This is a genomic window from Micromonospora sp. WMMD1120 (genome assembly GCF_029626235.1).
Lineage (GTDB): Bacteria > Actinomycetota > Actinomycetes > Mycobacteriales > Micromonosporaceae > Micromonospora.
Map to the genome: position 1 here is coordinate 444,604 of NZ_JARUBO010000005.1, position 20,691 is coordinate 465,294.

Sequence of the window (20,691 nt, forward strand, 5' to 3'; positions counted from 1 at the left end):
GCGTCTCCGTTCTGGTGATCAGTCGGCCTTGGCGAGTCGGAGCGCCAGCTCCGGGCAGACCTTGACCGCCTTCAGCGCGCCCTCCCGCAGCCAGGTCGGCACGGGGGTGGCCGGGAAGGCGGGGAACCCGTTCGCGTCCAGCCTGATGAAGTCCGGTACGACGTGGGCGCACAGACCGTGACCGTCGCAGCGGGACCAGTCCAGGGTCAGCTTCTGCGGGTTGAGGTCGGGTGCCCCGGGCAGCCCCATCACACCCTTGACCCGCCGGCCGCAGCCGTCGCCGGTGCTGTGCATGCGCAGGTCCTCGGCGAAGACCTCGATGGCGGAGAGGGCGAAGCGGGCGGTGCCGTCCGGGTGGCTGCACGCGCCCCGGCCCTTCACCTCACCGGCGGCGGCGCGAACCACGTCCGCCGGTTGGCTGCCGGCCACCGCCAGGTCCACCGCGCGGGCCAGGTCCGGCAAACCCATCTTGCACGGCCCGCACTGGCCGGCGGACTCACCGGCCAGATAGCGCACCACCTGGGCGGCCTCACCGAGCGGGCAGGTGTCCAGGCCGATCGGGATGATGATGCCCGCGCCGAGGGTGCCGCCGACCGCGGCGAGGCCCTTGCGGGACACCTCGGCCTTCTCCGCCGCCTCCGGGGTGATCCACTTGCCGTGGTAGCCGCCCATCAGGATGCCCTGACCGTCCGGCACCTCGCACAGGTCGAGGACGTCGCGCAGCGGCATGCCGGCGGTGCACTCGACCACCGCCGGTCGGGCCGCCGAGCCGGTCACGGTGAGCAGCACGGTGCCCGGCTCGTCGTCGGTGCCCAGCGCCGCGTACTCGTACGGGCCCAGTCGCGCGCCGACGGCCAACTGGGCGAACGTCTCGGCGTTGGACAGCAGGGTGGGCAGGCCGCTGACACCGGAGTCGCTGGCACGCTTCTTGGTGCCCGACGGGATGTGCGGCAGGCCGTTGATGCCGTTGACGAGCGCGCCGCCCTCGCCGGAGATGAACCGGTGCGGCACCGTGACGATGGTGGTCGGCACCGGCATCCGGCGCTCGTTCAGCGCCTCCATCAACGAGTCCCGGCCGATGCCGTCGTCGGCCACGCCGATCACGATCTCGTCGGCGTCCAGCGCGTACGCGGCCAGCGCCGCCCCGTCCAGGATCAGGTGCGGGGCGCGGGTCAGCAGCACCTTGTCCTTCCAACTGGCCGGCTCCCCCTCGGTGGCGTTGACCACCACCACGGCGGAGAGGTCCTGCCGTTCGCAGGACTCCAGCACCGCGCGGAGTTTGCGGGCGAACGGGAAACCCGCCCCGCCCTTGCCCTTGAGCTGCATGCCCTCGGCGAGCCGGAGCAACTGCGCCGGCTCCATCGGGCCGATCGGTCCGTGCACCTCCTCGTGGGCGAGCAGGTCCAGCCGGCCGTACTCGGCGAAGCCGGCGGTGAGCCGGGGCTCCCCCACGCAGGCGACCGGTGGTACGGCGGTCCGCATCACTTGGCCTCACCCCGCAGCCCGGCCCAGTACGCCCCGTCCACCGCGTCCGCGCTGGCCTTGCGCCGCTTGGACCGGCTCTCGCCGGCAGCCCGCTTGGCCCGCCGCGACGCCAGGTCGACAAGGGTCGGAGTGTCGTCGACCGGCGCCTCGTCCGGCACGTACCGGGCCGGCGGGCGCCAGTAGTCCGGCTCCTCCGGCAGGTCGTCCTCGGCGCTGTGCCGACCGCTGCCGCTGCGCGGCGCCGCCGAGATCGGGTTGCTGGAGACCGGGCCCGCCGAGATCGGCTCCGCGGAGACCGGCCCGGCCGAGATCGGCTCGACGGTCTCCCACCGGCGCGGGCTGTCCCACGGCTCCTCGGGCTCCTGGATCCGGGGCGGCGCGGAGTAGCGGCTGCCGTCGTCCTCGCTGCGCGAGCGGCGGCGGGACCGCTCGGTGGTCGGCTCCGTCGCGCGGTCCTCGGCACGCCGACGCCCGGCCGGAGCGTCCTCGTCCCGGGTACGCGAGCCACGCCGCCGGGCCACCGGCTCCAACTCCTCCTCGGCACCGCGGCGGGTCGACCGACGGGTCTCCGGCTCCTCGACGCGCCGGCTGCGCGAGGACTCCCGGCGGGCCGCCGGGACCTCCTCCTCCGTACGCCGACGTCGGCTGGGCCGGGTCGGTTCGACGAGGGAGCCGGGCTCGGGCACCACCGGGACGGTGAACCGCTCCGGGTCGCGCTGCGCCGCCGGGGCGGCCCAGGTGGCGGTGGTGCTCGTCGCCCAGGCGGGCCGTTTGCTCACGTCGGCGCCCTTGCGGCGGGTCAGCCCGGCCAGCAGCGAACGGCCCCGGCTGACCTCGCCGCCGATCATCGCCGCGTTGAGGGCCGCCGCCTGGTACTGCTCGCGGCTGCGCCGGCTGATGGTGGCCAGGAGGCGGGCCACCAGGGCGCCCACCACCAGCAGGAGGCAGCCGATGTAGCTGAGCACCACCCAGGTCGCCGCGGCCCGACCGGCGTTGAGGCCGTGCACGATGGCGAACGGCCAGGCCACGTACGAGGTGGAGTGCAGCGTGCGCCACAGCCACTTCGGACCGACGCCGGCGAAGCGGGCCCGGATGATGCCCGTCCAGATGACACTGACCATGAGCAGGGCGGCCACCGTGCCGAGTCCCACGTAGAGCCCTCGGCCGCCGACGAACGGCAGCACCGCGTCGGTCGCCGACGCCCGCCCGGTGACGACCTTGGTGAGCACGTGGAAGCCGAGCCCGGCCACGCCCAGCACGCCGGTGGCCCGGTGCGCCGACTGCAACAGCACCCGGTGCGAGATCTTCAGCACCAACCGGTCGGTGGCGAGCACGCCGAACATCACGGTGGTGCTCAACGCGACCAGGGCGACCACCCCGGCGAAGAACTCGGTGAAGAAGAAGCCGTACGCGTACGCCTTCTGCCCCGCGCCGGTCAGCATGATCGCCGCCCAGAACGCGGTCAGCAGCGACGCGATCAGCACCGCGGCCGCCGACCGGGAGGGAGTACGCACCCCCCGACTGCTCGCGCTGGTCCGGACGGTCGCCGCCTTCTTGTCCTGCTCTGCCCGGGCCATCTGCTCCTCGATCGTCTCGCGGCGGCGTACCACCGGCCGACCCCTGCTCCCCCATCCAGTACGGACGGGTAGGGCGCGCGGATCACCCGCCGGCAAAATTTCTGGCCGGAATCGAACCAACAGTGGCGGGTGTGCGTTGCGTCGGTTCCGGCCGCGCGGTCCGGCCGCCGATGCATTGACAGTCATCGCAACACGCTTGTAACCTTTCAGAAAATTTCAGTCCTGGTTGCAAGATTCCGTCAACCGGACGCGTCTCCCGCCGCACCACCGCCGTACCACCACCCCCGGTCCCGGTCAGGAGTCCCCATGCACCGACGTCGACGCGGTTCGTCAGTCCTCGCCCTCAGCCTGGTCGCCGGCCTGCTCCTTCCGGCCAGCGTTCCGGCACCCCCGGCCGCCGCCAGCCCGTCCGGCGGCAAGAAGGTCATCGTCCAGCTCTTCGAGTGGAACTGGCCCTCCGTGGCCAACGAGTGCCAGAGCACCCTCGGCCCGAAGGGCTACGGCTTCGTCCAGGTCTCTCCCCCGCAGGAACACGTGCGGGGCAACCAGTGGTACGTGGCGTACCAGCCGGTCAGCTACCGGATCGAGTCCCGCAAGGGCACCCGCGCCCAGTTCCAGTCGATGGTGAACACCTGCCACGCGGCCGGGGTCAAGGTGCTCGTCGACGCCGTCGTCAATCACATGTCCGGGCAGGCCAACGGCGGCGTCGGCTGGGCCGGCTCGCCCTACTCGCACTACGACTACCCGGGCATCTACCAGACCCAGGACTTCCACCACTGTGGGCGCAACGGCACCGACGACATCGTCAACTACGGCGACCGGTACGAGGTGCAGAACTGCGAGCTGGTCAACCTCTCGGACCTGAGGACGGAGTCCGACTACGTCCGCACGAAGCTCGCCGCGTACCTCAACGACCTGCTCTCGCTCGGCGTCGACGGCTTCCGGATGGACGCCAGCAAACACATGCCGGCCGCCGACATCGCCGCGATCCGGAGCAGACTGTCCCGCCCGGCGTACCTGGTGCAGGAGGTCATCTACGGCGCCGGCGAGCCGATCCAGCCGACCGAGTACACCGGCAACGGCGACGTGCACGAGTTCCGCTACGGCAAGGACCTGGCCCGGGTGTTCCGCTCCGAGCGGTTGGCGTACCTGCGCAACTTCGGCGAGGGATGGGGTCACCTGCCCAGCGGCTCGGCGTCGGTGTTCGTCGACAACCACGACACCCAGCGCGACAGCGGCGGCGTCCTGACCTACCGGGACCGGGGCATCTACGCCCTCGCCAACGCCTTCATGCTGGCCTGGCCGTACGGGTCGCCCACCGTCATGTCCAGCTACACCTTCGGCGACCGGGACGCGGGCCCGCCGTCGGACAGCGCCAACAAGACCCTGAACACCACCTGCTACTCGGGCTGGGAGTGCGAACACCGCTGGCCGGTGATCGCCAACATGGTCGGCTTCCGCAACGCCACCGAGGGCGCCGGCGTGGCCAACTGGTACGACAACGGCAACAACCACATCGCGTTCAGCCGCACCGGCAAGGGCTTCCTCACCGTCAACGACGAGGACTCCGCGGTGAACGGTCGCTCCTACTACACCGGGCTGCCCGCCGGCCGGTACTGCGACGTCATCCACGGCACGTACGCGGGCGGCACGTGCAGTGGGCCGGTGATCACGGTGGACGGCAACGGCTGGTTCGCGGCGAACGTACCGGCGCACGACGCCGTGGCCATCCACGTCGGCGCGCGACTCTGAGTCGGTCGGGGCCTCCGGCCGGCGGGTCTCGCCGAAACCGGAGGCCCCGAGACATCCGCCACCATAGAGTGGTTTCGTGCCGTTTGACCGAAAGTCTCCGTACCGTCGACGTGGCGTCTGGGTGGCCGCCGCCCTCGGCGTACCCACGTTGCTGGTGACCGCGCTGCTGGTCGGCCAGGCACTCACCCCGACCGCGACGGCCCCCGAGAAGCGCGACCCGGTGGCGGCCGACCCGACCCCGAGCAGTGTGGATCAGCCGGAGGAGTCGATCCCACCGGCGGCGCCCGCCCCGGCCGGGCTGCCGGTGGTCGACTACGACCCCGCGCCGCGCGGGTTCCCTCCCGATCCGGCCACGATGGACACCACAGCACTGACCGAGGGCGCGCACCCGACCAGACGGATAGCGGCGTACGACGCGCCCGGCGGTCGCCCGCGCGCCTTCCTCGAACCGACGATCCGCGGCGTCGACCTGACCATGCCGATCGCGCAACGGCGTGCCGGCTGGATCGCCGTGCTGCTGCCCTCGGCCAACCGACGGCTCGCCTGGCTGCCTCCCGGCGGGTTCGACACCGTGCCGCTGCGCGACCAGATCGTGGTGGAACGCAAGGTCCACCGGCTCACCTGGTACCGCGCGGGCAGAGCGGTGCGCTCCTGGAAGGTCAGCCTGGGCCAGCCGGGGCAGGAGACCCCGCTCGGGCGGACCTTCGTGCTGGGCCGCACCCCGCCGCCGGAGGAGGTCTACGGCGGGGTGGACATCTACGCCCTCGGCTCGGTGCCGGACGACCCGGAGTCGGTGCCGGCCGGGCTGCGCGGCGCGCACATCGGCGTACACACCTGGTACCACGACGACGAGCTGGGCCAGAACACCACGAACGGCTGCATCCGGTTGACCCGCAGTGGTCAGCGCGAACTGCTCGCCGAGGTACGCCCCGGCAGCAGCCTGGTCGTGGTCGACCGACTGCCCACCCCACCACCGACCGCCTGAGCGGCGCTCACCCGCCGAGCAGCCAGCCGTTGCGCTCGGCGACCCGGATCGCGTCGGCCCGGTTACGGGCGCCGGTCTTGCCGATCGCCGCTGACAGGTGGTTGCGCACCGTCCCCTCGGACAGGTGCAGCGCACGGGCCAGATCGGCCACCGTGCCACCGCCCCGGGCGGTGCGGAGCACCTCGGTCTCCCGCTCGGTCAGCGGGCTGACCCCGGTCGCCAGCGTCTCCGCGGCCAACGTCGGGTCGACCACCCGCAGACCGGCGTGCACCCGGCGGACCGCGTCGGCCAACTGCCGGGCCGGGGTGTCCTTGACCACGAAACCGCTCGCGCCGGCCTCCATCGCCCGACGCAGGTAGCCCGGCCGGCCGAACGTGGTCACCACCAGCACCCGGCAGGCCGGCACCGCGGCCCGCAGCGCCGCCGTGGCGGCGATCCCGTCCAGGCCGGGCATCTCCACGTCCAGCAACGCGACGTCGGGGGTGCTGCAGCGGGCCTCGGGCACCACCTCGTCACCCCGGCCGACCTCGGCGACCACAGTCAGGTCCTCCTCCAGCGAGAGCAGCGCGGCCAACGCGCCCCGGACCAGCGCCTGGTCGTCGGCGAGCAGCAACCGGATCGGCGCGGCGCTCACCGGGCCCGCTCCGGCACGTGCACCCGCAGCAGGAAGCCGTCGCCCTCCGGCCGGCGACCGACGGTCACCACGGCGTCCAGCCGGCGCGCCCGCTCCCGCAGCCCGGCCAGCCCGTACCCACCGCCGTCCGGGCTGGACGGACCCCGGCCGTCGTCACCCACCTCGACCCGGTCCGGCCGTACCCGGATCACGCAGCACCGCGCCCCGCTGTGCCGGACCACGTTCGTCACCCCCTCGCGCACCGCCCACCCGAACAACCGGTCCCACTCCGGCGGCAGCTCCGGCACCTCGGCCGGCAGGTCCGCCGCGATGCCCGCCGCGGCCAGCGCGGAGCGGGCGCCGGCCAGCTCCGCGCCGAGGCTGACCTCCCGGTACGCCCCGACCGTCTGCCGTACGTCGGCCAGCGCCGAACGGGCCAGCGCCTCCACCTCGGCGATCTCGGCGGCCGCCCGGTCGGTGTCCACGGCGATCAGTCGCCCGGCCAGCTCGGCCTTGATCGCCACCACGGTCAGCGAGTGCCCGAGGATGTCGTGCAGGTCGCGGGCGGCGCGGGCCCGCTCCTCGGCGACCGCGAGCCGGCCGATCTCCTGCTGCGCGGCCCGCAGCTCGCTGTTGCGCTGGGCCAACTGGGCGACCCCGAACATGGCGAACGAGGCCAGCAGCACCGCGAAGACGATGCCGCTCTCCGCGTCCCAGCCCGGCACCAGCCAGGAGGCCAGCACGGGCGTCGCCGCGCAGAGCGCCACCACCGCCAACGCCTCCCACGACGGCAGCAGGAACACCGCCGCCGCCGCGACGTAGACAAGGGTGGCCAGCCAGTCCCCGGCGGTGCCCGGCAGGCTCGCCAGACCCACCACCAGCAGCAGCGCCAGCCCGGCCCGCGCCCGGCCCACCGGGATCGGCCGCAGGGCCTGCCGCAGCCCCCGGGCCCACTGGAAGAGCAGCACGTAGCCGACGCTGAAGGCGACCAGCGCCGTCACACCGACCACCCGCCGCCACGGCTGCGGCTGGTGTAGCGCGGTGGCCAGCGGCACGTTCAGGAAGAACAGCCAGACGGCGGCCAGCAGCCAGCCGGTGATCCGCCAGTGGCGGCTCACCGGCAGGGGCTTCCCGGGCGCGAGGTCCATCGGGATCACGCTAGCGGCCCCGGCGCTCAGACCCGCGCGGTGTCCCGGCGGAACAGCCGGGCCGCGCCGACGCCGAAGACCAGCGCCCAGAAGAGTACGTTCGCCACCCCGGCCGCGCTGACCCCGTCGCCGGTCAGCGGGGCGCGGGCCAGCACGCCCACGCCGTACACCGGGGTGAACGTCGCGACGCGCTGGAGCACGTCCGGCAGCACCTCGACCGGGACGAACAGCCCGCCGAACATGGCCAGCACGGCCAGCATCGGGCCGATGATCTGCATGACGTTCTCGGCCGGCACCAGGTAGCCGACGAACAGGCCGAACGCCGCGAAGACCAGCGAGCCGACCCAGGCGGCGAGCCCGGACAGCAGCCACACGTACGCCGGGACGCGCACACCGGCCGCCGCGCCCACCAGGAACTCGACGGCGACCGCGAGCAGGCCGAGGGCCATCGCGGTGGCGAGCTTCGTGGCCACGTACGCGGTCGGGCGCAGCGGGGTGAGCCGCAGCTGCCGGCTCCAGCCCAGCGCCCGCTCGGTGGCCACCGCGCCGCCGACGCTCGTGGTCGCCACCATCGCCGCGTACACCGCCAGGCTGATCATGATGTACGCCGTCACCGGTCGCCCGTTGCCCAGCCTCTGCCCGCCCTGCGGCAGTCCGAAGATGAGGAAGAAGACCCCCGGCATGATCAGCGTGAACGCCAGGGTACGGCGGTTGCGCAGCACCCGGCGCAGCTCGATGCGCAGGACGCCGAGGGAGAACCCGCCCAGGGCGGGCAGCCGCCGATCAGGGTGGACGGTGGAGGTGGCGGGGGTGGCGGGCATCGTGGTCATTCTCCGGCTCCGGTCTGCGCTGTGGTCAGGGCGAGGAAGGCATCCTCGAGATTGCGCGAGGTGATCTCGACGTCCCGGGCGGCGGTCCGGGTCAGCAGGTGCCGGGCGAGCGCGTCCGAGTCACCGGTTCGCACCAGCACCGTGTCGCCGCGTACCTCCACGGCGTCCACGCCCGGCAGCGCGGCGAGCGCGGCCTGGTCGGCGCCGGGCAGGGTGGCCCGCACGGTACGGCCGGCGGCCAGGTTCTTGATCTCCGCCGTGGTGCCGTCGGCCACGACGCGCCCCTGCCGCACCAGCACGATCCGGTCGGCGTACGCGTCCGCCTCGTCCAGGTAGTGGGTGGCGAAGATGACGGTCCGTCCGGTCCGGGCGTCCCGGCGCAACGCCTGCCAGAAGTCCCGCCGGCCCTCGACATCCATGCCGGTGGTCGGCTCGTCGAGCACCATCAGGTCCGGGTCGGGCAGCAGGGCCAGCGCGAACCGCAGCCGCTGCTGCTGGCCACCGGAGCAGCGCCCGACCACCCGCCCGGCGATGCCGGCGATGCCGGCGCGCTCCAGCACCTCGGCCACCGGGCGGGTGTGCCGGTAGAAGTGCCGGGTCAGCTCGACCGTCTCGCCCACGGTGAGGTCCTTGAGCAGCCCGCCGGTCTGCAGGACGGCGGCGACCCGCCCCTGGGCCACCGCGTCGTGCGGCGTGCCGCCGAGGACGCGTACGGCGCCGGCGTCCGGGCGGGCCAGCCCGAGCAGCATGTCGATGGTGGTGGTCTTGCCCGCGCCGTTTGGGCCGAGGAAGGCCACCACCTCGCCGGGCCGCACGCGCAGGCTCAGCCCGTCGACAGCGGTGAGCGCGCCGAAGGACTTGGTGAGGCCGTCCAACTCGACGGCGGGATGCGTACTCGTCATGCCACTCATGCTCCGGCGGGGCGTACCCCGGGACCCGGAGCGGTCGTCACGTCCCCGCCGTGACATTTGTCAGGGCCGTTTCGGGTCGGGTCGGGCCGGGCCGGGTCGAGCTGGGCGGGCATTCCGGGCGCGACAACGGGTAACCGCCCGGCCGGACGCCGTCACACCGGGAGGACGCGATGGGAGCCACGCCGAACGGCCAGGTCGACACAGTGGTGCTGATCCACGGCCTGTGGATGACTCCGCGCAGCTGGGAGGGGTGGGCCGCGCGGTACACCGCGCGCGGCATGCACGTCATCTCCCCCGCGTGGCCGGGGATGGACCGGTCCGTGGAGCAGTTGCGCGACGACCCCGCCCCGATCGCCGAGCAGAGCATGGCCACCATCGTCGCCCACTACGACCGGATCATCCGGGCGCTGCCCCGACCGCCGATCATCATGGGGCACTCGTTCGGTGGCCTGTTCGCCCAGGTCCTCGCCGACCGAGGGCTCGGCGCGGCGGTGGTGGGGGTGCACCCGGCGGCGATCAAGGGAGTGCTCAAGGTGCCGCTCAGCCAGCTGCGCTCCGGCTTCCCGATCCTGCGCAGCCCGGCCAACCGGAGCAGGGCCGTCCCGTTCACCCCTGACGACTTCGCCTACACGTTCGGCAACGCCATGAGCCGCGAGGACTCCGACCGGGCCTGGGAGCGCTACGCGGTGCCCGGCGCCGGGCGGGTGTTCTTCGAGGGCGCGTTCGCCAACGTCGACCCGCGCTCGCCCGCCCGCGTCGACGTGGGGCGCAACAACCGCGCCCCGCTGCTGCTGATGGCCGGCGGCGTCGACCACGTGGTGCCGGCGTCGGTGGTGCGGACGAACGCGGGGCTCTACCAGAAGTCCCGGGCCCTCACCGCGTACCAGGAGTTCCCCGGCCGCTCACACTTCACGGTGGGGCAGGACGGCTGGGAGGAGATCGCCGACTACGCGCTGGACTGGGCGCTGCGCGCGGCGGCGCTACCCCGCGAGGCGACCATAGCCAGCGAAACCCCCCGCCGCTGAACGGTCCCCGCCCCGGCCTGGCCCCGCCCCGGCCCGGCCCGGCCTGGCCCCGCCCCGCCTCGGCCCCGCCTCGGCCCCGCCTCGGCCCCGCCTCGGCCGCCATGATCGGGTGATGAGGAGTAGTCGGTAGGGGCGTTCCCGAACTACTCCTCATCATGTGATCTTCAAGAAGCGCGCCGGTTGTCCGGCATGTCGGCGAGCCGCCGGGGTACCCCGGTGTGATGAGGGCCAGTTTCCGGCTCGGCCGGGTCGCGGGAGTGCCGGTCAGCGTCAACTGGAGTGTCCTGGTCATCTTCGCGCTGATCGCGTGGGGGCTGGCCGGCAACCAGTTCCCGCGCTCGTACCCGGATCGCTCGCCCGTGGCGTACACCGTTGCCGGGCTGGTGGCGGCGGTGGTCTTCTTCCTCGGTCTGCTCGCCCACGAGGTGTCGCACGCGGTGGTCGCCAAGCGTAACGGCCTGGCTGTCGACGGCATCACGCTCTGGTTGTTCGGTGGGGTGGCCGAGTTGCGGGGCGAGCCGCGCGACCCGGGCGCGGAGCTGCGGATCTCGGGCGTCGGCCCGTTGGTCAGCCTGCTGCTCGGCGCGTTCTTCGGTATCGTCGCGGCGCTGCTCGCGCTGGCCGGGCAGGGTGGGCTGCTGCTCGGGGCGGTGGCCTGGCTGGCCGGTATCAACGTGCTGCTGGCCGTCTTCAACGTGCTGCCGGCCGCGCCCCTGGACGGTGGACGGCTACTGCGCGCCGCCGTGTGGAAGGCCACCGGTGACCGGACCCGGGCGTCGGTGGTGGCCGCCCGGGCGGGCTGGGTGCTCGGTGTGCTGTTGATCGGTCTCGGGTTGTGGCAGTTCCTGTCCGGGGTCGGCTTCGGTGGGCTCTGGTTGGCGCTGATCGGCTGGTTCCTGATCGGCGCCGCCGCGACGGAGGAGCGCCAGGCCCGTACCGGCAGCGCGTTGCGCGGAATCCGGGTGGGCGACGTGATGACCCCGCAACCCCAGACCGTGTCGGCGGAGCTGACGGTGGCGGATTTCGTCGACCTTTATCTGTTCGCGTACCGGCACTCGGCGCTGCCACTGACCGAGGACGGCCGGCCGACCGGCCTGGTCACCGTCGACCGGGTACGCGGCGTGCCGGCGGAGCGACGGGCCTCCACCACGCTCGCGGAGGTGGCCTGCCGCGCCGACGATCTGGTGCTCACCCGGCCTGGCGAAGAGCTCAACGACCTGCTCCCCCGGCTCAGCGAATGCGCCGACGGCCGCGCCCTGGTGGTGACCGACGACGGTCGGCTGACCGGCATCGTCTCCCCCAGCGACATCAGCCGCGCCGTCCAGCGCACCACCCTGGCACCCAGCAGACCCACCCGGCCGGACCACCCCGCCAACCCGCCCCGTTGATCCACCCCGCCGACCCGCCCCGCCGACCCGCCCCGCCGACCCGCCCCGCCGACCCGCCCCGTTGATCATGAAGTTAGTGACGCGACACGCCGACATCCGTGACCATAACTTCATGATCAACGAGGGCGGGGGCGGGGGCAGGGGCGAGGGCGGGGGCGAGGGCGGGGGCGAGGGCGAGGGCGGGGGCGGGGGGGCAGGACGTCAGCGGGGGAAGTAGTTGTCCAGCAGGGGGGTTTGGAACTTTGCGGTTGGGTCCAGGCGCTTCAGCAGGGCGGTGAAGTCGGCGTGGCGCGGGTAGCGCGCGGCCAGCTCGGCCGGGTCGGTGACGAACACCTTGCCCCAGTGCGGGCGGGGCGCGAACGGCGCCAGGCGCTCCTCCACCGCGGCCACCACCGGCAGTACCGCCTCGGTGTCCTCGACCCACGTGAAGTGCACCAGGAAGCTGTCCCGCTGGTGGTTCGGGCTGAGCCACAGGTCGTCCGCCGCCACCGTACGCAGCTCGCACACCAGCAGCACCGGGGCGATCAGGTGCGCCACGTCGTCGAGCGCGGCGAGCGCGTCGGCCGCCGCGGCGCGCGGCAGGTGGTATTCGGACTGCAACTCGTCGCCGCTGCTCGGGGTGAAGCCGAGCTTGAAGTGCGGCAGCCGCTCGTGCCACGGGCCGGGCACGCCGAGCTGCGGGGTGCAGTTCTCCGGCGGCATCCCGAGCACCGGGTGCCGGGGCTGGTCGGCGGCGGTGGTGCCGAGCCAGTCCGCCGGGGGCGGCGCCTGGTCCGTCGTCTGCTTGCGCCACACCTCGCGCAGCCGGGGCGTACGCCAGTCGGTGAAGACGCTCACGCTGTACGCCGAGCCGAGCGCCTCGTCCAGCGCCTCCCGGTCGAGGTCGAGGTACACGTACTGGCGCAGGTCGTAGGTCGGCACCACGTCCAGGGTGACGGTGGTGACCAGGCCGAGCGCGCCGAGCCCGACCACCATGCCGGCGAACGTGTCGCCGTCGGTGGCCCGGTCCACCCGGAGCAGGTCGCCGTCTGCGGTGACCAGTTCCAGGCCGGCGACCGCGCTGGCCAGGTTGCCGTGGGTCTGCCCGGAGCCGTGGGTGGCGGTGGCCACCGCGCCGGCCACCGAGATGTGTGGCAGCGAGGCGAGGTTGGCCAGCGCGTACCCCTGGGTGTGCAGCCGCTGGGCGACGTCGCCGTAGCGCAGCGCGCCGCTCACGGTGACCTGCCCACGCTCGGGGTCCACCTCGACGATCGGCGGCAGCCCGGCGAGGCTGACCAGGTCGCCGTCGGTGTCACCGAGGCGGTTGAAGGAGTGCCCGCTGCCCACCGCCCGGACCCGGGCGCTGCCGGCGACGAGTCGGCGCAGTTCGTCGAGGGAGGTGGGGCGGTGGAAGGCGCGCGCGGTGTACCGCACGTTGCCGGCCCAGTTACGGCGTGGGACGTCGGCCCCGGTGGTCGACGTGGCGTGCGGTCCCTGCGCGGTCATCAGGCGGTCTCCCGATCGGTGGTCTGGTGGTCGGCCAACGCGGCGACGAGGGCGTTCAGAACGGTATCCGTCTGCGGCCGGCCGTACCCACGCCGGGCAACCGGCAGGCCCGCCGAGCAGGCGCGTTCGATCTCTCCCCGGGCCGCCCGCCGGGCCTGCGGGTCACCTGACACCAACGCGTCCTGGCCGCGCCGGATGATCTGGTCCACCCGGTCCATCTGGTAGCCGCGCAGGCCGGCGGGGAGGTTCGGGTCGGCGAACGTGGCGCGACGCAGGGCGGGAAGGTCGACGAAACGATCGCCGGCGTGGCGGGTGAGCACGTCGGCGACCTGCTCGGGCTGCTCCCGGACCTGGTCGAGGACGAGCAGTTCGAGGGCGGGCCGACCGTCGAGCGGGTGGCGGGCGGTCACCGGCTCCATCAGCACCCCGGGCGCGGGCACCAGCAGCAGCCTCGGCGGCGACGGACGGCCGTCGCGGCGCGGCGGCTCGTCGAGGACCAGCGCGTCGATCTCCGCCCACGGGACCACCCGGCGCAGGCCGGGCCGCCGGATGGTCAACCCCTCCGGGTCGATCCGGAACCGGAACGGTCGCAGCGCGCTGACCAGCGCCACCGCGCCGAGCGCGATGGCACCCACCGCGATGATCGTCCGGAGCAGGGCGCCGTCGGGCGGCAGCGCCACCAACACCACCCCACCGAGTACGCAGACCAGGGCGAGCACCAGGGCGCCCCGACTCCGGCGCAGCTCCACGCTCGGACCCCCGTTCTTGACCGTGGCGTCGGTCCCAGCATCTTCTGCCACACCGGGCACCGAGGACACCGGTCGATCGGGCACGGTTGTTCTCGCCATCGTCGGGGAACCCTACGCCCATGAGCAGCTACCGTGATCCGGCCCCACGGGGCGACGTCTTCCCCTCCGAGGAGGAGCTGGACCCCACCGGCACCGCTGTCGAGCCGGCCAGCGCGCCGCCCGCCGCCGGGCTGCCGGGCCACCCGTCGCCGACGCCCGGCCCTCGGCCCACACCGGCGCCCGCGCCCGCGCCGACGCCGGTGCCGGCGCCCGGTCCGCCGCCGCGCGCATCCACGGTGGGGGCACAGTCGATCGTGACCCGGCACCTGGACGGCTCGGTGGAGGTGGTCACCGACCTCGACGGGGACGGCGTGGCGGACGTCGTCCAGATCGATGTGGACGGTGACGGGATTCCGGACATCACCTACGTGGACAGCGATCGGGACGGGCGGTTGGACACCGTGCTGGGCGACCCGGACGCGGCCGGGGCGGGCGTCCACCGCGCCTGATCGGCAGGCATCCGCCCGGTGTCCCCCGGGACAGCATCGCCAGGCCGCCGCCCGGCTGGCCGGACGACCACCCGGGCGGGCAGCCGCGCCCGGGCTCAGAGCTTCGCCAGCACCTCGCTGGCGACCAGTTCCAGGTGCGCCAGGTCATCGAGGTCCAACACCTGGAGGTAGAGCCGCTGACTGCCGATCTCGGCGTACCTGCCGATGGTGTCCAGCACCTCGGCGGGCGTCCCGGCCAGGCCGTTGGCGCGCAGCTCGTCCGGTTCGCGGCCGATGGCGGCGGCCCGCCGGGCCACCTCCGCGTCGTTGCGGCCGCAGCAGAGCACCAGCGCGTTGGACCAGACCATCCCGTTCGGGTCCCGGCCGATGTCGACGCAGGCCGCGCGGACCCTGTCGAACTGCGCGGCCGTGTCCGGCACCGAGGCGAACGGCAGGTTGAACTCGTCGGCGTAGCGGGCCGCCAGCCGAGGGGTACGCTTCGGACCGGTTCCGCCGAGCAGGATCGGTGGGCGCGGCTGCTGCACCGGCTTGGGCAGGGCCGGTGAGTCGCGCACCGGGTAGTAACGGCCGTCGTGGTCGAACCGCTTCCCCGGCGGCGTCGACCAGAGCCCGGTGATGACCGCCAGTTGCTCCTCCAGCCTGTCGAACCGCTCGGCCAGCGGAGGGAACGGGATGCCGTAGGCGGTGTGCTCCTCGGCGTACCAGCCGGTGCCGATGCCCAACTCCACCCGGCCGCCGCTCATCTGGTCGACCTGCGCGACGGTGATCGCCAGCGGGCCGGGCAGCCGGAAGGTGGCGGCGGTCATCAACGTGCCGAGCCGGATCCGGCTGGTGTCCCGGGCCAGACCGGCCAGCGTCGTCCAGGCGTCGGTGGGGCCGGGCTCGCCGGTCACGTCGCCCATCATCAGGTAGTGGTCGGACCGGAAGAACGCGCCGTAGCCGGCGTCCTCGGCGCAGCGGGCGACGGCGAGCAACTGGTCGTAGCTGGCGCCCTGCTGGGGCTCGGTGAAGATCCGCAGTTCCATGATCCTGAGAATAGGGAGCCGACCGGCCGTCGTGTGCCGCGACGGCACGGCAACCGTCATATACTTTGACGGACATATGAATCGGGTGGCATATTAGGCGGGTGCCCGTCGACGTCTTCACCGTGCTCGCCGAACCCACCAGACGCCGGATCCTCGACCAGCTCCGCCGTGACGAACGCAGCGTCGGCGAGCTGGTCGACGGCCTCGGGATCAGTCAACCGGCCGCCTCCAAGCACCTGCGGGTGCTCCGCGACGCCGGCTTCGTCACCGTCCGCACGGCCGCCCGACAGCGGATCTACCGCCTCGACCCGGGCCCCCTGCGAACCGTCGACGACTGGCTGGACCCGTACCGCCGACTCTGGACCCGCCACCTGGACGCCCTGGAACGGCACCTCGACAGTCAGGAGCAGTGAGATGGATCGCGACGCGTTCGAGCCGAGCCCACCCGCCGAGGTGCGCGCCGACGACACCACCCTGGTCTTCGTCCGCGACCTGCGGCACCCGCCGACCACGGTCTGGGCGGCGCTCACCGACCCGAGCCAGCTCGCCCAGTGGGCGCCGTTCCTCGCCGATCGTGATCTGGGCGATCCCGGGGCCGCGACGCTCACCCTCGTCGACGGCGACACGACGACGGAACAGCCGGCGACGGTACGACGGGCCGAGCCGCCCCACCTGCTGGAGTACACCTGGGGCGACGACCTGCTCCGTTGGGAGCTGACCGCGCTGGGCGCCGGCACCCGACTCACCCTGCGGCACACCGTCGCCGACCGGGGCCTGCTGCCGATGGTCGCCGCCGGCTGGCACCTCTGCCTCGACGTGGCCGACCGGCTGCTCGACGGCGACCCGGTCGGCCCCATCCGTGGCGCGGAGGCCAACGAGTTCGGCTGGTCCGACCTGCGCGACTCGTACGCCCGACGGCTCGGCGAGGAGTGAACGGCGTGGCCGGCGGCTCCGGCAGCCCGGAGCCGCCGGGACCGCTCAGACGTACGGCCGCTTGGCGTACGCCTCGCGGAGCGCCGCCAACCCGGTCGCCTTCGGCGTCAGCGTGCCCCACCCGGAGTTGAAGTAGTTGGTGCGCACGATGCGTGGTCCCCGCTCGGCGTTGAGCTGGGCGATCGCCGCCGGGACGGTGGCGATCCAGGCTGCCTGGTCGGGGATCTCGGCGACCCTGACCCCCCACTCGGCGATGATCACGGGCCGGGACAGCGCGACCGGGCCGAGGTCGGCCACGGCCCAGTCCTTGGTACGCCGGAAGCGGGCCAGCGCGGTGTGGCTGGCGTGCGTGCCGTACGCGTTCCACTGCAGGTAGTCGAGCCGCGCCATCAGCGACTCCGGGTGGGTGCGCTGGTAGCAGGCCCGGTCGAAGCCGGCGAGCCCCACCGAGAAGGTGGTGTTGGCGGGCAGCGACCGCGCCTTGAACCAGGTGAGGATGTAGTTGACCGCCTGCACCGCCCGAGCGTCCGACTCGGCCCAGGTGTACGCCTTGCCGTCCTCGGTGGTGCCGAACTCGTGGTCGGTGTCCAACTCGGAGGCGAGTTGGATGTTCACCCCGAAGCCGAGCGAGCGGTACTGCGACAGGGCGCGGGCGAACAACCCGTCGCACTTCCCGCTGAGCACCTGGCCGTAGCCGTACGCCCGGGGGAAGGTGGTGCCGGGTCGCTGCTGGATGGTCATCGACGGCGCCGGCACCGTGTAGGCGACGCCGTCCACGGTGAAGCTCTGCGGCCCCTGGTTCGGGGCGCCGTAGTGCTTCAACTCCAGCACCATGTTCATCTGCACCCCGGCCTTGCCCAGGTTGACCAGCCACGGTCGGTTGTAGCCGGGGAAGGTGTAGCCGTCGGCGAAGCTGCGGTACTGGGTGAGCGACCGGAAGTTGCCGCCGGTCATGTCGGCGGTCGGGTCCGCGCCGCCGGACAGGTAGTAACCGCCGAGCACGGGCTGCTGTTGGGCCAGGCTGTAGTCGACGCCGGCCGTCGCGGTGTTCCCGGCGGCGTCGCGGACCTGGACGGTTACCCGGGGCATCACGCCACCGACCGATACACGGCAACGGAGCCGTTGTCGGACACCCGGGTCCAGGTACGCCCGGAGTTGTCGGTGACGGTCACCGTGAGCGGGTCGATGACCGCGGTGACCTTGACCGGCGCGCTGCTGTTGCCCTGCGCGTCGGTGACCACGATGGTGACGGTCAGCGGTCTCGTGTCGGCGTCCGAGTAGGTCACGGTCAGCAGCATCTGGTCACCCGGCGCGAAGACCGAGGCGTTCAGGGCTGCGGTTGCGGTGGGAGCGGCCATGTCGGGCCCTTTCTGGCTTGGTCGCCGGCCCCGGCACGCGGTCGAGCGACGCCGGACCGACGAGGTCCACGATGCGTTAGGCCGGCGGGGCACGGGGACGGCAGGCACGGCCGGTGGCTGGTGCCGCCCTGGTGCCGGCGATGCTGACGTCCCTGTCCCGATGGGCTGAGGCACCGCTGCGGGCGCCCGCAGGGGTGTCGGTGGCAGCCGCGGCCTGTCGTACCCGCGATCGGCACGGCTTCTGTGCCGTGACCACCACGGCCTCAAGGCCGGGCTGGGTGAGGGCGACACCGGCGCGGACCATGCTGTCCCCGCCGGGCCGGAAGATCGGGATGTGGCCCGCCACCCGTCTACCTCCACCTGCCCCAAGGGTGCTCTACCAGGGGCTTTACCGTCTTGTCCGGTTTGCGACAGCCCGTTTCGACAGGATTTGACGGCCTACCGGGATGTGGTTGCCCCGGCGGGCGGGGGTCAGTCGAGGTGATCGGCAGGTACGGTCTGGAGTAGCCAGGACAGCGGCATCCGAGCCCGCGCCGCGTAGGCGCCGCTCCCATCGAGTCGGTGCAGCATGACCGTCTGCGCGCCATCCCGGTCGACCACCCAGTACTGCGGAATCCCGGCCGACGCGTACTCGCGGACCTTTGTCACCGAGTCCATCGCCTCCGAGCCGGGCGAGACGATCTCCACAACGAGCACGATGTCGGCGGCCGCAGCCCAGACACTGCGGATCGGCGGCTTACGCCACACGCTGAGGTCGGGAATCCGGCCACCGTCACCGTCCGGCCCCGAGATGCGCACGCCGGCCGCTTGGAGCACCTGCTCGGCCGGCCACCCGGCCATGATCAGCCAGGCGAAGAGACGACTGGCGATCATGGCGTGTTCCGAATCGGGCGGCGGCATGACCGACAGGACCCCCTCGGGGCTGGTCTCGTAGCGGTGACCGTTCGGATCGGCCGCGTTCATGGCCGCCAGGTCGTCGAGCGTGACAACGGCGGGCATGTGCATGCCGACGGCCTCAGCGCTCATGGACCCCATCCTAGGCGACCAGCGACGACGACCCAGCGCAGGCGACAACCGTGATCGCGTGTCTCCGCGTCCACATCGGCTCAGCGACGCCGCCGCCGGCTCGGGTCGAGCAGAGCGGGCGGGGTGTCGAACTTCTCGTGCGCGGCGAGGTCGACGCCGGGCGCCACGATCGCGTCGATCGCGTCGAGGACGTCGGCGGAAAGCACAGTGTCCGCGGCGGCGAGCTGGGCGCGCAGGTGCTCGATGGTGCGGGGGCCGATGATCGCGCTGGTCACGGCGGGGTGCGCGGTGACGAACCCGAGCGCGAGCTGGATCAAGGTCAGCCCGGCCTCGTCGGCGACAGTGGCCAACCGCTCGACGGCGTCGAGCCGGGCCTGGTTGGCCGGGTTGCCGAGGTCGAAGCGCTCGGGCAGGAGCGCCGACCGGCTGGTCGTGATCTGCTGGCCGGCACGGACCGCGCCGGACAGCCAGCCCGAGGCGAGCGGGCTCCAGGCGAGCACGCCGAGCCCGTACTGCTCGGTGACCGGCAGCACGTGGGCCTCGATCCCCCGTTGCAGGATCGAGTAGCTGGGCTGCTCGGTGACGTAACGGCCGAGACGGTGCTCCCGCGCCGCCCACTCGGCCTGCACCAGCCGGTACGCGGGGAAGGTCGAGGAGCCGAAGTAGCGGATCTTCCCCGCCCGTTGCAGGTCGGTGAGCGCCGACAGGGTCTCCTCGTCGCTGGTGGTCGGGTCCCACCGGTGGATCTGGTACAGGTCGACGTGGTCGACGCCGAGGCGACGCAGGCTGCTGTCCAGCTCGGTGACCAGCCAGCGGCGCGAAGCGCCCCGGTGGTTGCGCTCGTCGCCCATCGGCATGCCGGCCTTCGTGGCCAGCACGATGTCGTCGCGACGACCGGCGATGGCCCTGCCGACCAACTCCTCCGACTCGCCCTGGCTGTACATGTCGGCGGTGTCGATCAGGTTGATGCCGGCCTCCAAGGCGGCGTCGACGATCGCCGTCGCCTCCTCCTGGGTGGTGCGCCCCAGTTTGCCGAAGTTCATCGCGCCGAGCACCAACGTGCTCACCTGCACTCCGGTGCGACCCAACATGCGGTACTGCATGACTGTCCTCCACGGAACGGTTAGGGGTTGCTGTGGCCGCGGCCCACCCGCTCTGGCAAACTGAGCAAGTGGAACCACGTTCCGCTATGAACGATACGGAACACCGTTCCGTTTGCCCAGTCGAGTGATGGAGGTAACGCCGCGGTGGCCGACACCGAGCACGGGTCAACAGGGTCGACGCCACGCAAGCGGGCCGACGCGCGGCGGAACGAGGCGACACTCCTGGAGGCGGCCGCCGCGACCTTCGTCAGCTCCGGCGTGCACGCGCCGGTGCGGGACATCGCCAACCGGGCCGGGGTCGGCGTGGGCACCATCTACCGCCACTTTCCGACCCGGGCCGACCTCGTCGTCGCCGTCTACCGGCATCAGGTCGAGGCGTGCGCGGAGGCCGGCCCCATCCTGCTGGCCGAGAGCGCCACGCCGTACGCCGCCCTCGCCCGGTGGGTCGACCTGTTCGTCGACTTCCTGGTCACCAAGCACGGCCTCGCCGAGGCGTTGCAGTCCGACGACGCGACCTTCGAGACGCTGCACGCCTACTTCGTGGACCGCCTGGTGCCGGTGTGCGCGCAGTTGCTGGACGCCGCCGCCACGGCGGGCGAGATCCGGCCCGACGTGACCGCCTTCGAGGTGCTGCGCGGCGTCGGCAATCTCTGCATCGGCGCCGGCGATCCCCGCTACGACGCGCGCCGCCTGGTCGGGCTGCTCATCGCCGGGCTGGGCCAATCGCGGACCGCCGGGCCGCGATAGTTT

The 20,691-nt window shown here is 72.9% G+C and carries 21 protein-coding genes; 8 read left to right on the forward strand and 13 right to left on the reverse strand.

The window, feature by feature from the left end; translation table 11 throughout:
- Positions 1 to 18: 18 nt before the first annotated feature.
- Positions 19 to 1,482, reverse strand: a complete 1,464-nt coding sequence (locus tag O7634_RS02115) for an NADH-quinone oxidoreductase subunit NuoF family protein (protein WP_278148486.1) — start codon at positions 1,480 to 1,482, stop codon at positions 19 to 21.
- The gene (locus tag O7634_RS02120) at positions 1,482 to 3,095 is read right to left on the reverse strand and encodes a ferric reductase-like transmembrane domain-containing protein (protein WP_278148487.1); all 1,614 of its coding nucleotides are present in this window, start codon (positions 3,093 to 3,095) and stop codon (positions 1,482 to 1,484) included. Before O7634_RS02120 ends, O7634_RS02115 begins: the two co-directional genes overlap by 1 nt.
- 273 nt (positions 3,096 to 3,368) lie before the next feature.
- Here O7634_RS02120 and O7634_RS02125 point away from each other — a divergent pair, with 273 nt between their 5' ends.
- Complete coding sequence (locus tag O7634_RS02125) at positions 3,369 to 4,814, forward strand: alpha-amylase family protein (RefSeq protein WP_278148488.1); 1,446 nt, start codon at positions 3,369 to 3,371, stop codon at positions 4,812 to 4,814.
- A 76-nt stretch (positions 4,815 to 4,890) separates the two neighbouring features.
- Positions 4,891 to 5,799, forward strand: a complete 909-nt coding sequence (locus tag O7634_RS02130; RefSeq protein ID WP_278148489.1) for a L,D-transpeptidase — start codon at positions 4,891 to 4,893, stop codon at positions 5,797 to 5,799.
- Positions 5,800 to 5,806: 7 nt separating this feature from the next.
- On the opposite strand, the gene O7634_RS02135 is transcribed toward O7634_RS02130, so the two are convergent.
- Genes O7634_RS02135 through O7634_RS02150 form a run of 4 tightly spaced genes read right to left on the reverse strand, consistent with a single transcriptional unit; the run spans position 5,807 to position 9,292 of the window.
- Positions 5,807 to 6,433, reverse strand: a complete 627-nt coding sequence (locus O7634_RS02135) for a response regulator transcription factor (RefSeq protein WP_278148490.1) — start codon at positions 6,431 to 6,433, stop codon at positions 5,807 to 5,809.
- Complete coding sequence (locus O7634_RS02140; RefSeq protein WP_278148491.1) at positions 6,430 to 7,560, reverse strand: histidine kinase; 1,131 nt, start codon at positions 7,558 to 7,560, stop codon at positions 6,430 to 6,432. Before O7634_RS02140 ends, O7634_RS02135 begins: the two co-directional genes overlap by 4 nt.
- Before the next feature lie 26 nt (positions 7,561 to 7,586).
- Entirely contained in the window at positions 7,587 to 8,381 is a 795-nt protein-coding gene (locus O7634_RS02145) for an ABC transporter permease (RefSeq protein WP_278148492.1), read from the reverse strand.
- Between the two features lie 5 nt (positions 8,382 to 8,386).
- The gene (locus O7634_RS02150; RefSeq protein ID WP_278148493.1) at positions 8,387 to 9,292 is read right to left on the reverse strand and encodes an ABC transporter ATP-binding protein; all 906 of its coding nucleotides are present in this window, start codon (positions 9,290 to 9,292) and stop codon (positions 8,387 to 8,389) included.
- A gap of 179 nt (positions 9,293 to 9,471) precedes the next feature.
- Between O7634_RS02150 and O7634_RS02155 the strand changes: the two genes are divergently transcribed.
- Together O7634_RS02155 and O7634_RS02160 are read left to right on the forward strand one after the other, a co-directional pair.
- Complete coding sequence (locus O7634_RS02155; RefSeq protein ID WP_278148494.1) at positions 9,472 to 10,326, forward strand: alpha/beta hydrolase; 855 nt, start codon at positions 9,472 to 9,474, stop codon at positions 10,324 to 10,326.
- A 221-nt stretch (positions 10,327 to 10,547) separates the two neighbouring features.
- Positions 10,548 to 11,714, forward strand: coding sequence for a site-2 protease family protein (locus O7634_RS02160; RefSeq protein WP_278148495.1), 1,167 nt, complete (start codon positions 10,548 to 10,550; stop codon positions 11,712 to 11,714).
- A 201-nt stretch (positions 11,715 to 11,915) separates the two neighbouring features.
- On the opposite strand, the gene O7634_RS02165 is transcribed toward O7634_RS02160, so the two are convergent.
- Together O7634_RS02165 and O7634_RS02170 are read right to left on the reverse strand one after the other, a co-directional pair.
- Positions 11,916 to 13,199 carry an FAD-binding protein gene (locus O7634_RS02165; protein WP_278148496.1) on the reverse strand — a complete coding sequence of 428 codons (1,284 nt, stop codon included), beginning with the start codon at positions 13,197 to 13,199 and terminating at the stop codon, positions 11,916 to 11,918.
- Entirely contained in the window at positions 13,199 to 13,999 is an 801-nt protein-coding gene (locus O7634_RS02170) for a hypothetical protein (RefSeq protein ID WP_278148497.1), read from the reverse strand. Before O7634_RS02170 ends, O7634_RS02165 begins: the two co-directional genes overlap by 1 nt.
- Positions 14,000 to 14,067: 68 nt before the next feature.
- On the opposite strand from O7634_RS02170, the gene O7634_RS02175 reads away from it, so the two are divergent.
- On the forward strand, positions 14,068 to 14,496 hold the full coding sequence (locus O7634_RS02175; protein ID WP_278148498.1) for a hypothetical protein: 429 nt from the start codon (positions 14,068 to 14,070) through the stop codon (positions 14,494 to 14,496).
- 95 nt (positions 14,497 to 14,591) lie between these two features.
- Here the strand turns inward: O7634_RS02175 and O7634_RS02180 are convergent, their stop codons facing one another.
- The gene (locus O7634_RS02180; RefSeq protein WP_278148499.1) at positions 14,592 to 15,521 is read right to left on the reverse strand and encodes an LLM class F420-dependent oxidoreductase; all 930 of its coding nucleotides are present in this window, start codon (positions 15,519 to 15,521) and stop codon (positions 14,592 to 14,594) included.
- Between the two features lie 101 nt (positions 15,522 to 15,622).
- Here O7634_RS02180 and O7634_RS02185 point away from each other — a divergent pair, with 101 nt between their 5' ends.
- Both O7634_RS02185 and O7634_RS02190 read left to right on the forward strand, forming a co-directional pair.
- A complete protein-coding gene (locus O7634_RS02185) occupies positions 15,623 to 15,934 on the forward strand; it encodes a metalloregulator ArsR/SmtB family transcription factor (protein WP_278148500.1) in 312 nt (103 codons plus the stop codon).
- A gap of 1 nt (position 15,935) precedes the next feature.
- Positions 15,936 to 16,454 carry an SRPBCC family protein gene (locus O7634_RS02190; protein WP_278148501.1) on the forward strand — a complete coding sequence of 173 codons (519 nt, stop codon included), beginning with the start codon at positions 15,936 to 15,938 and terminating at the stop codon, positions 16,452 to 16,454.
- 45 nt (positions 16,455 to 16,499) lie between these two features.
- Here the strand turns inward: O7634_RS02190 and O7634_RS02195 are convergent, their stop codons facing one another.
- The 4 genes from O7634_RS02195 to O7634_RS02210 all read right to left on the reverse strand — a co-directional run bounded on the left by O7634_RS02195 (position 16,500) and on the right by O7634_RS02210 (position 19,941).
- Positions 16,500 to 17,543 (reverse strand): hypothetical protein, encoded by a 1,044-nt coding sequence (locus O7634_RS02195; protein ID WP_278148502.1) that lies wholly within the window; start codon positions 17,541 to 17,543, stop codon positions 16,500 to 16,502.
- Positions 17,543 to 17,812 carry a hypothetical protein gene (locus O7634_RS02200; RefSeq protein WP_278148503.1) on the reverse strand — a complete coding sequence of 90 codons (270 nt, stop codon included), beginning with the start codon at positions 17,810 to 17,812 and terminating at the stop codon, positions 17,543 to 17,545. Before O7634_RS02200 ends, O7634_RS02195 begins: the two co-directional genes overlap by 1 nt.
- A 471-nt stretch (positions 17,813 to 18,283) precedes the next feature.
- Complete coding sequence (locus O7634_RS02205) at positions 18,284 to 18,838, reverse strand: Uma2 family endonuclease (protein ID WP_278148504.1); 555 nt, start codon at positions 18,836 to 18,838, stop codon at positions 18,284 to 18,286.
- Between the two features lie 80 nt (positions 18,839 to 18,918).
- Positions 18,919 to 19,941: an aldo/keto reductase gene (locus O7634_RS02210; RefSeq protein WP_278148505.1), complete on the reverse strand. Its 1,023-nt coding sequence runs from the start codon at positions 19,939 to 19,941 to the stop codon at positions 18,919 to 18,921.
- A gap of 144 nt (positions 19,942 to 20,085) precedes the next feature.
- Here O7634_RS02210 and O7634_RS02215 point away from each other — a divergent pair, with 144 nt between their 5' ends.
- Positions 20,086 to 20,688, forward strand: coding sequence for a TetR/AcrR family transcriptional regulator (locus O7634_RS02215; RefSeq protein WP_278148506.1), 603 nt, complete (start codon positions 20,086 to 20,088; stop codon positions 20,686 to 20,688).
- Positions 20,689 to 20,691: the final 3 nt, after the last annotated feature.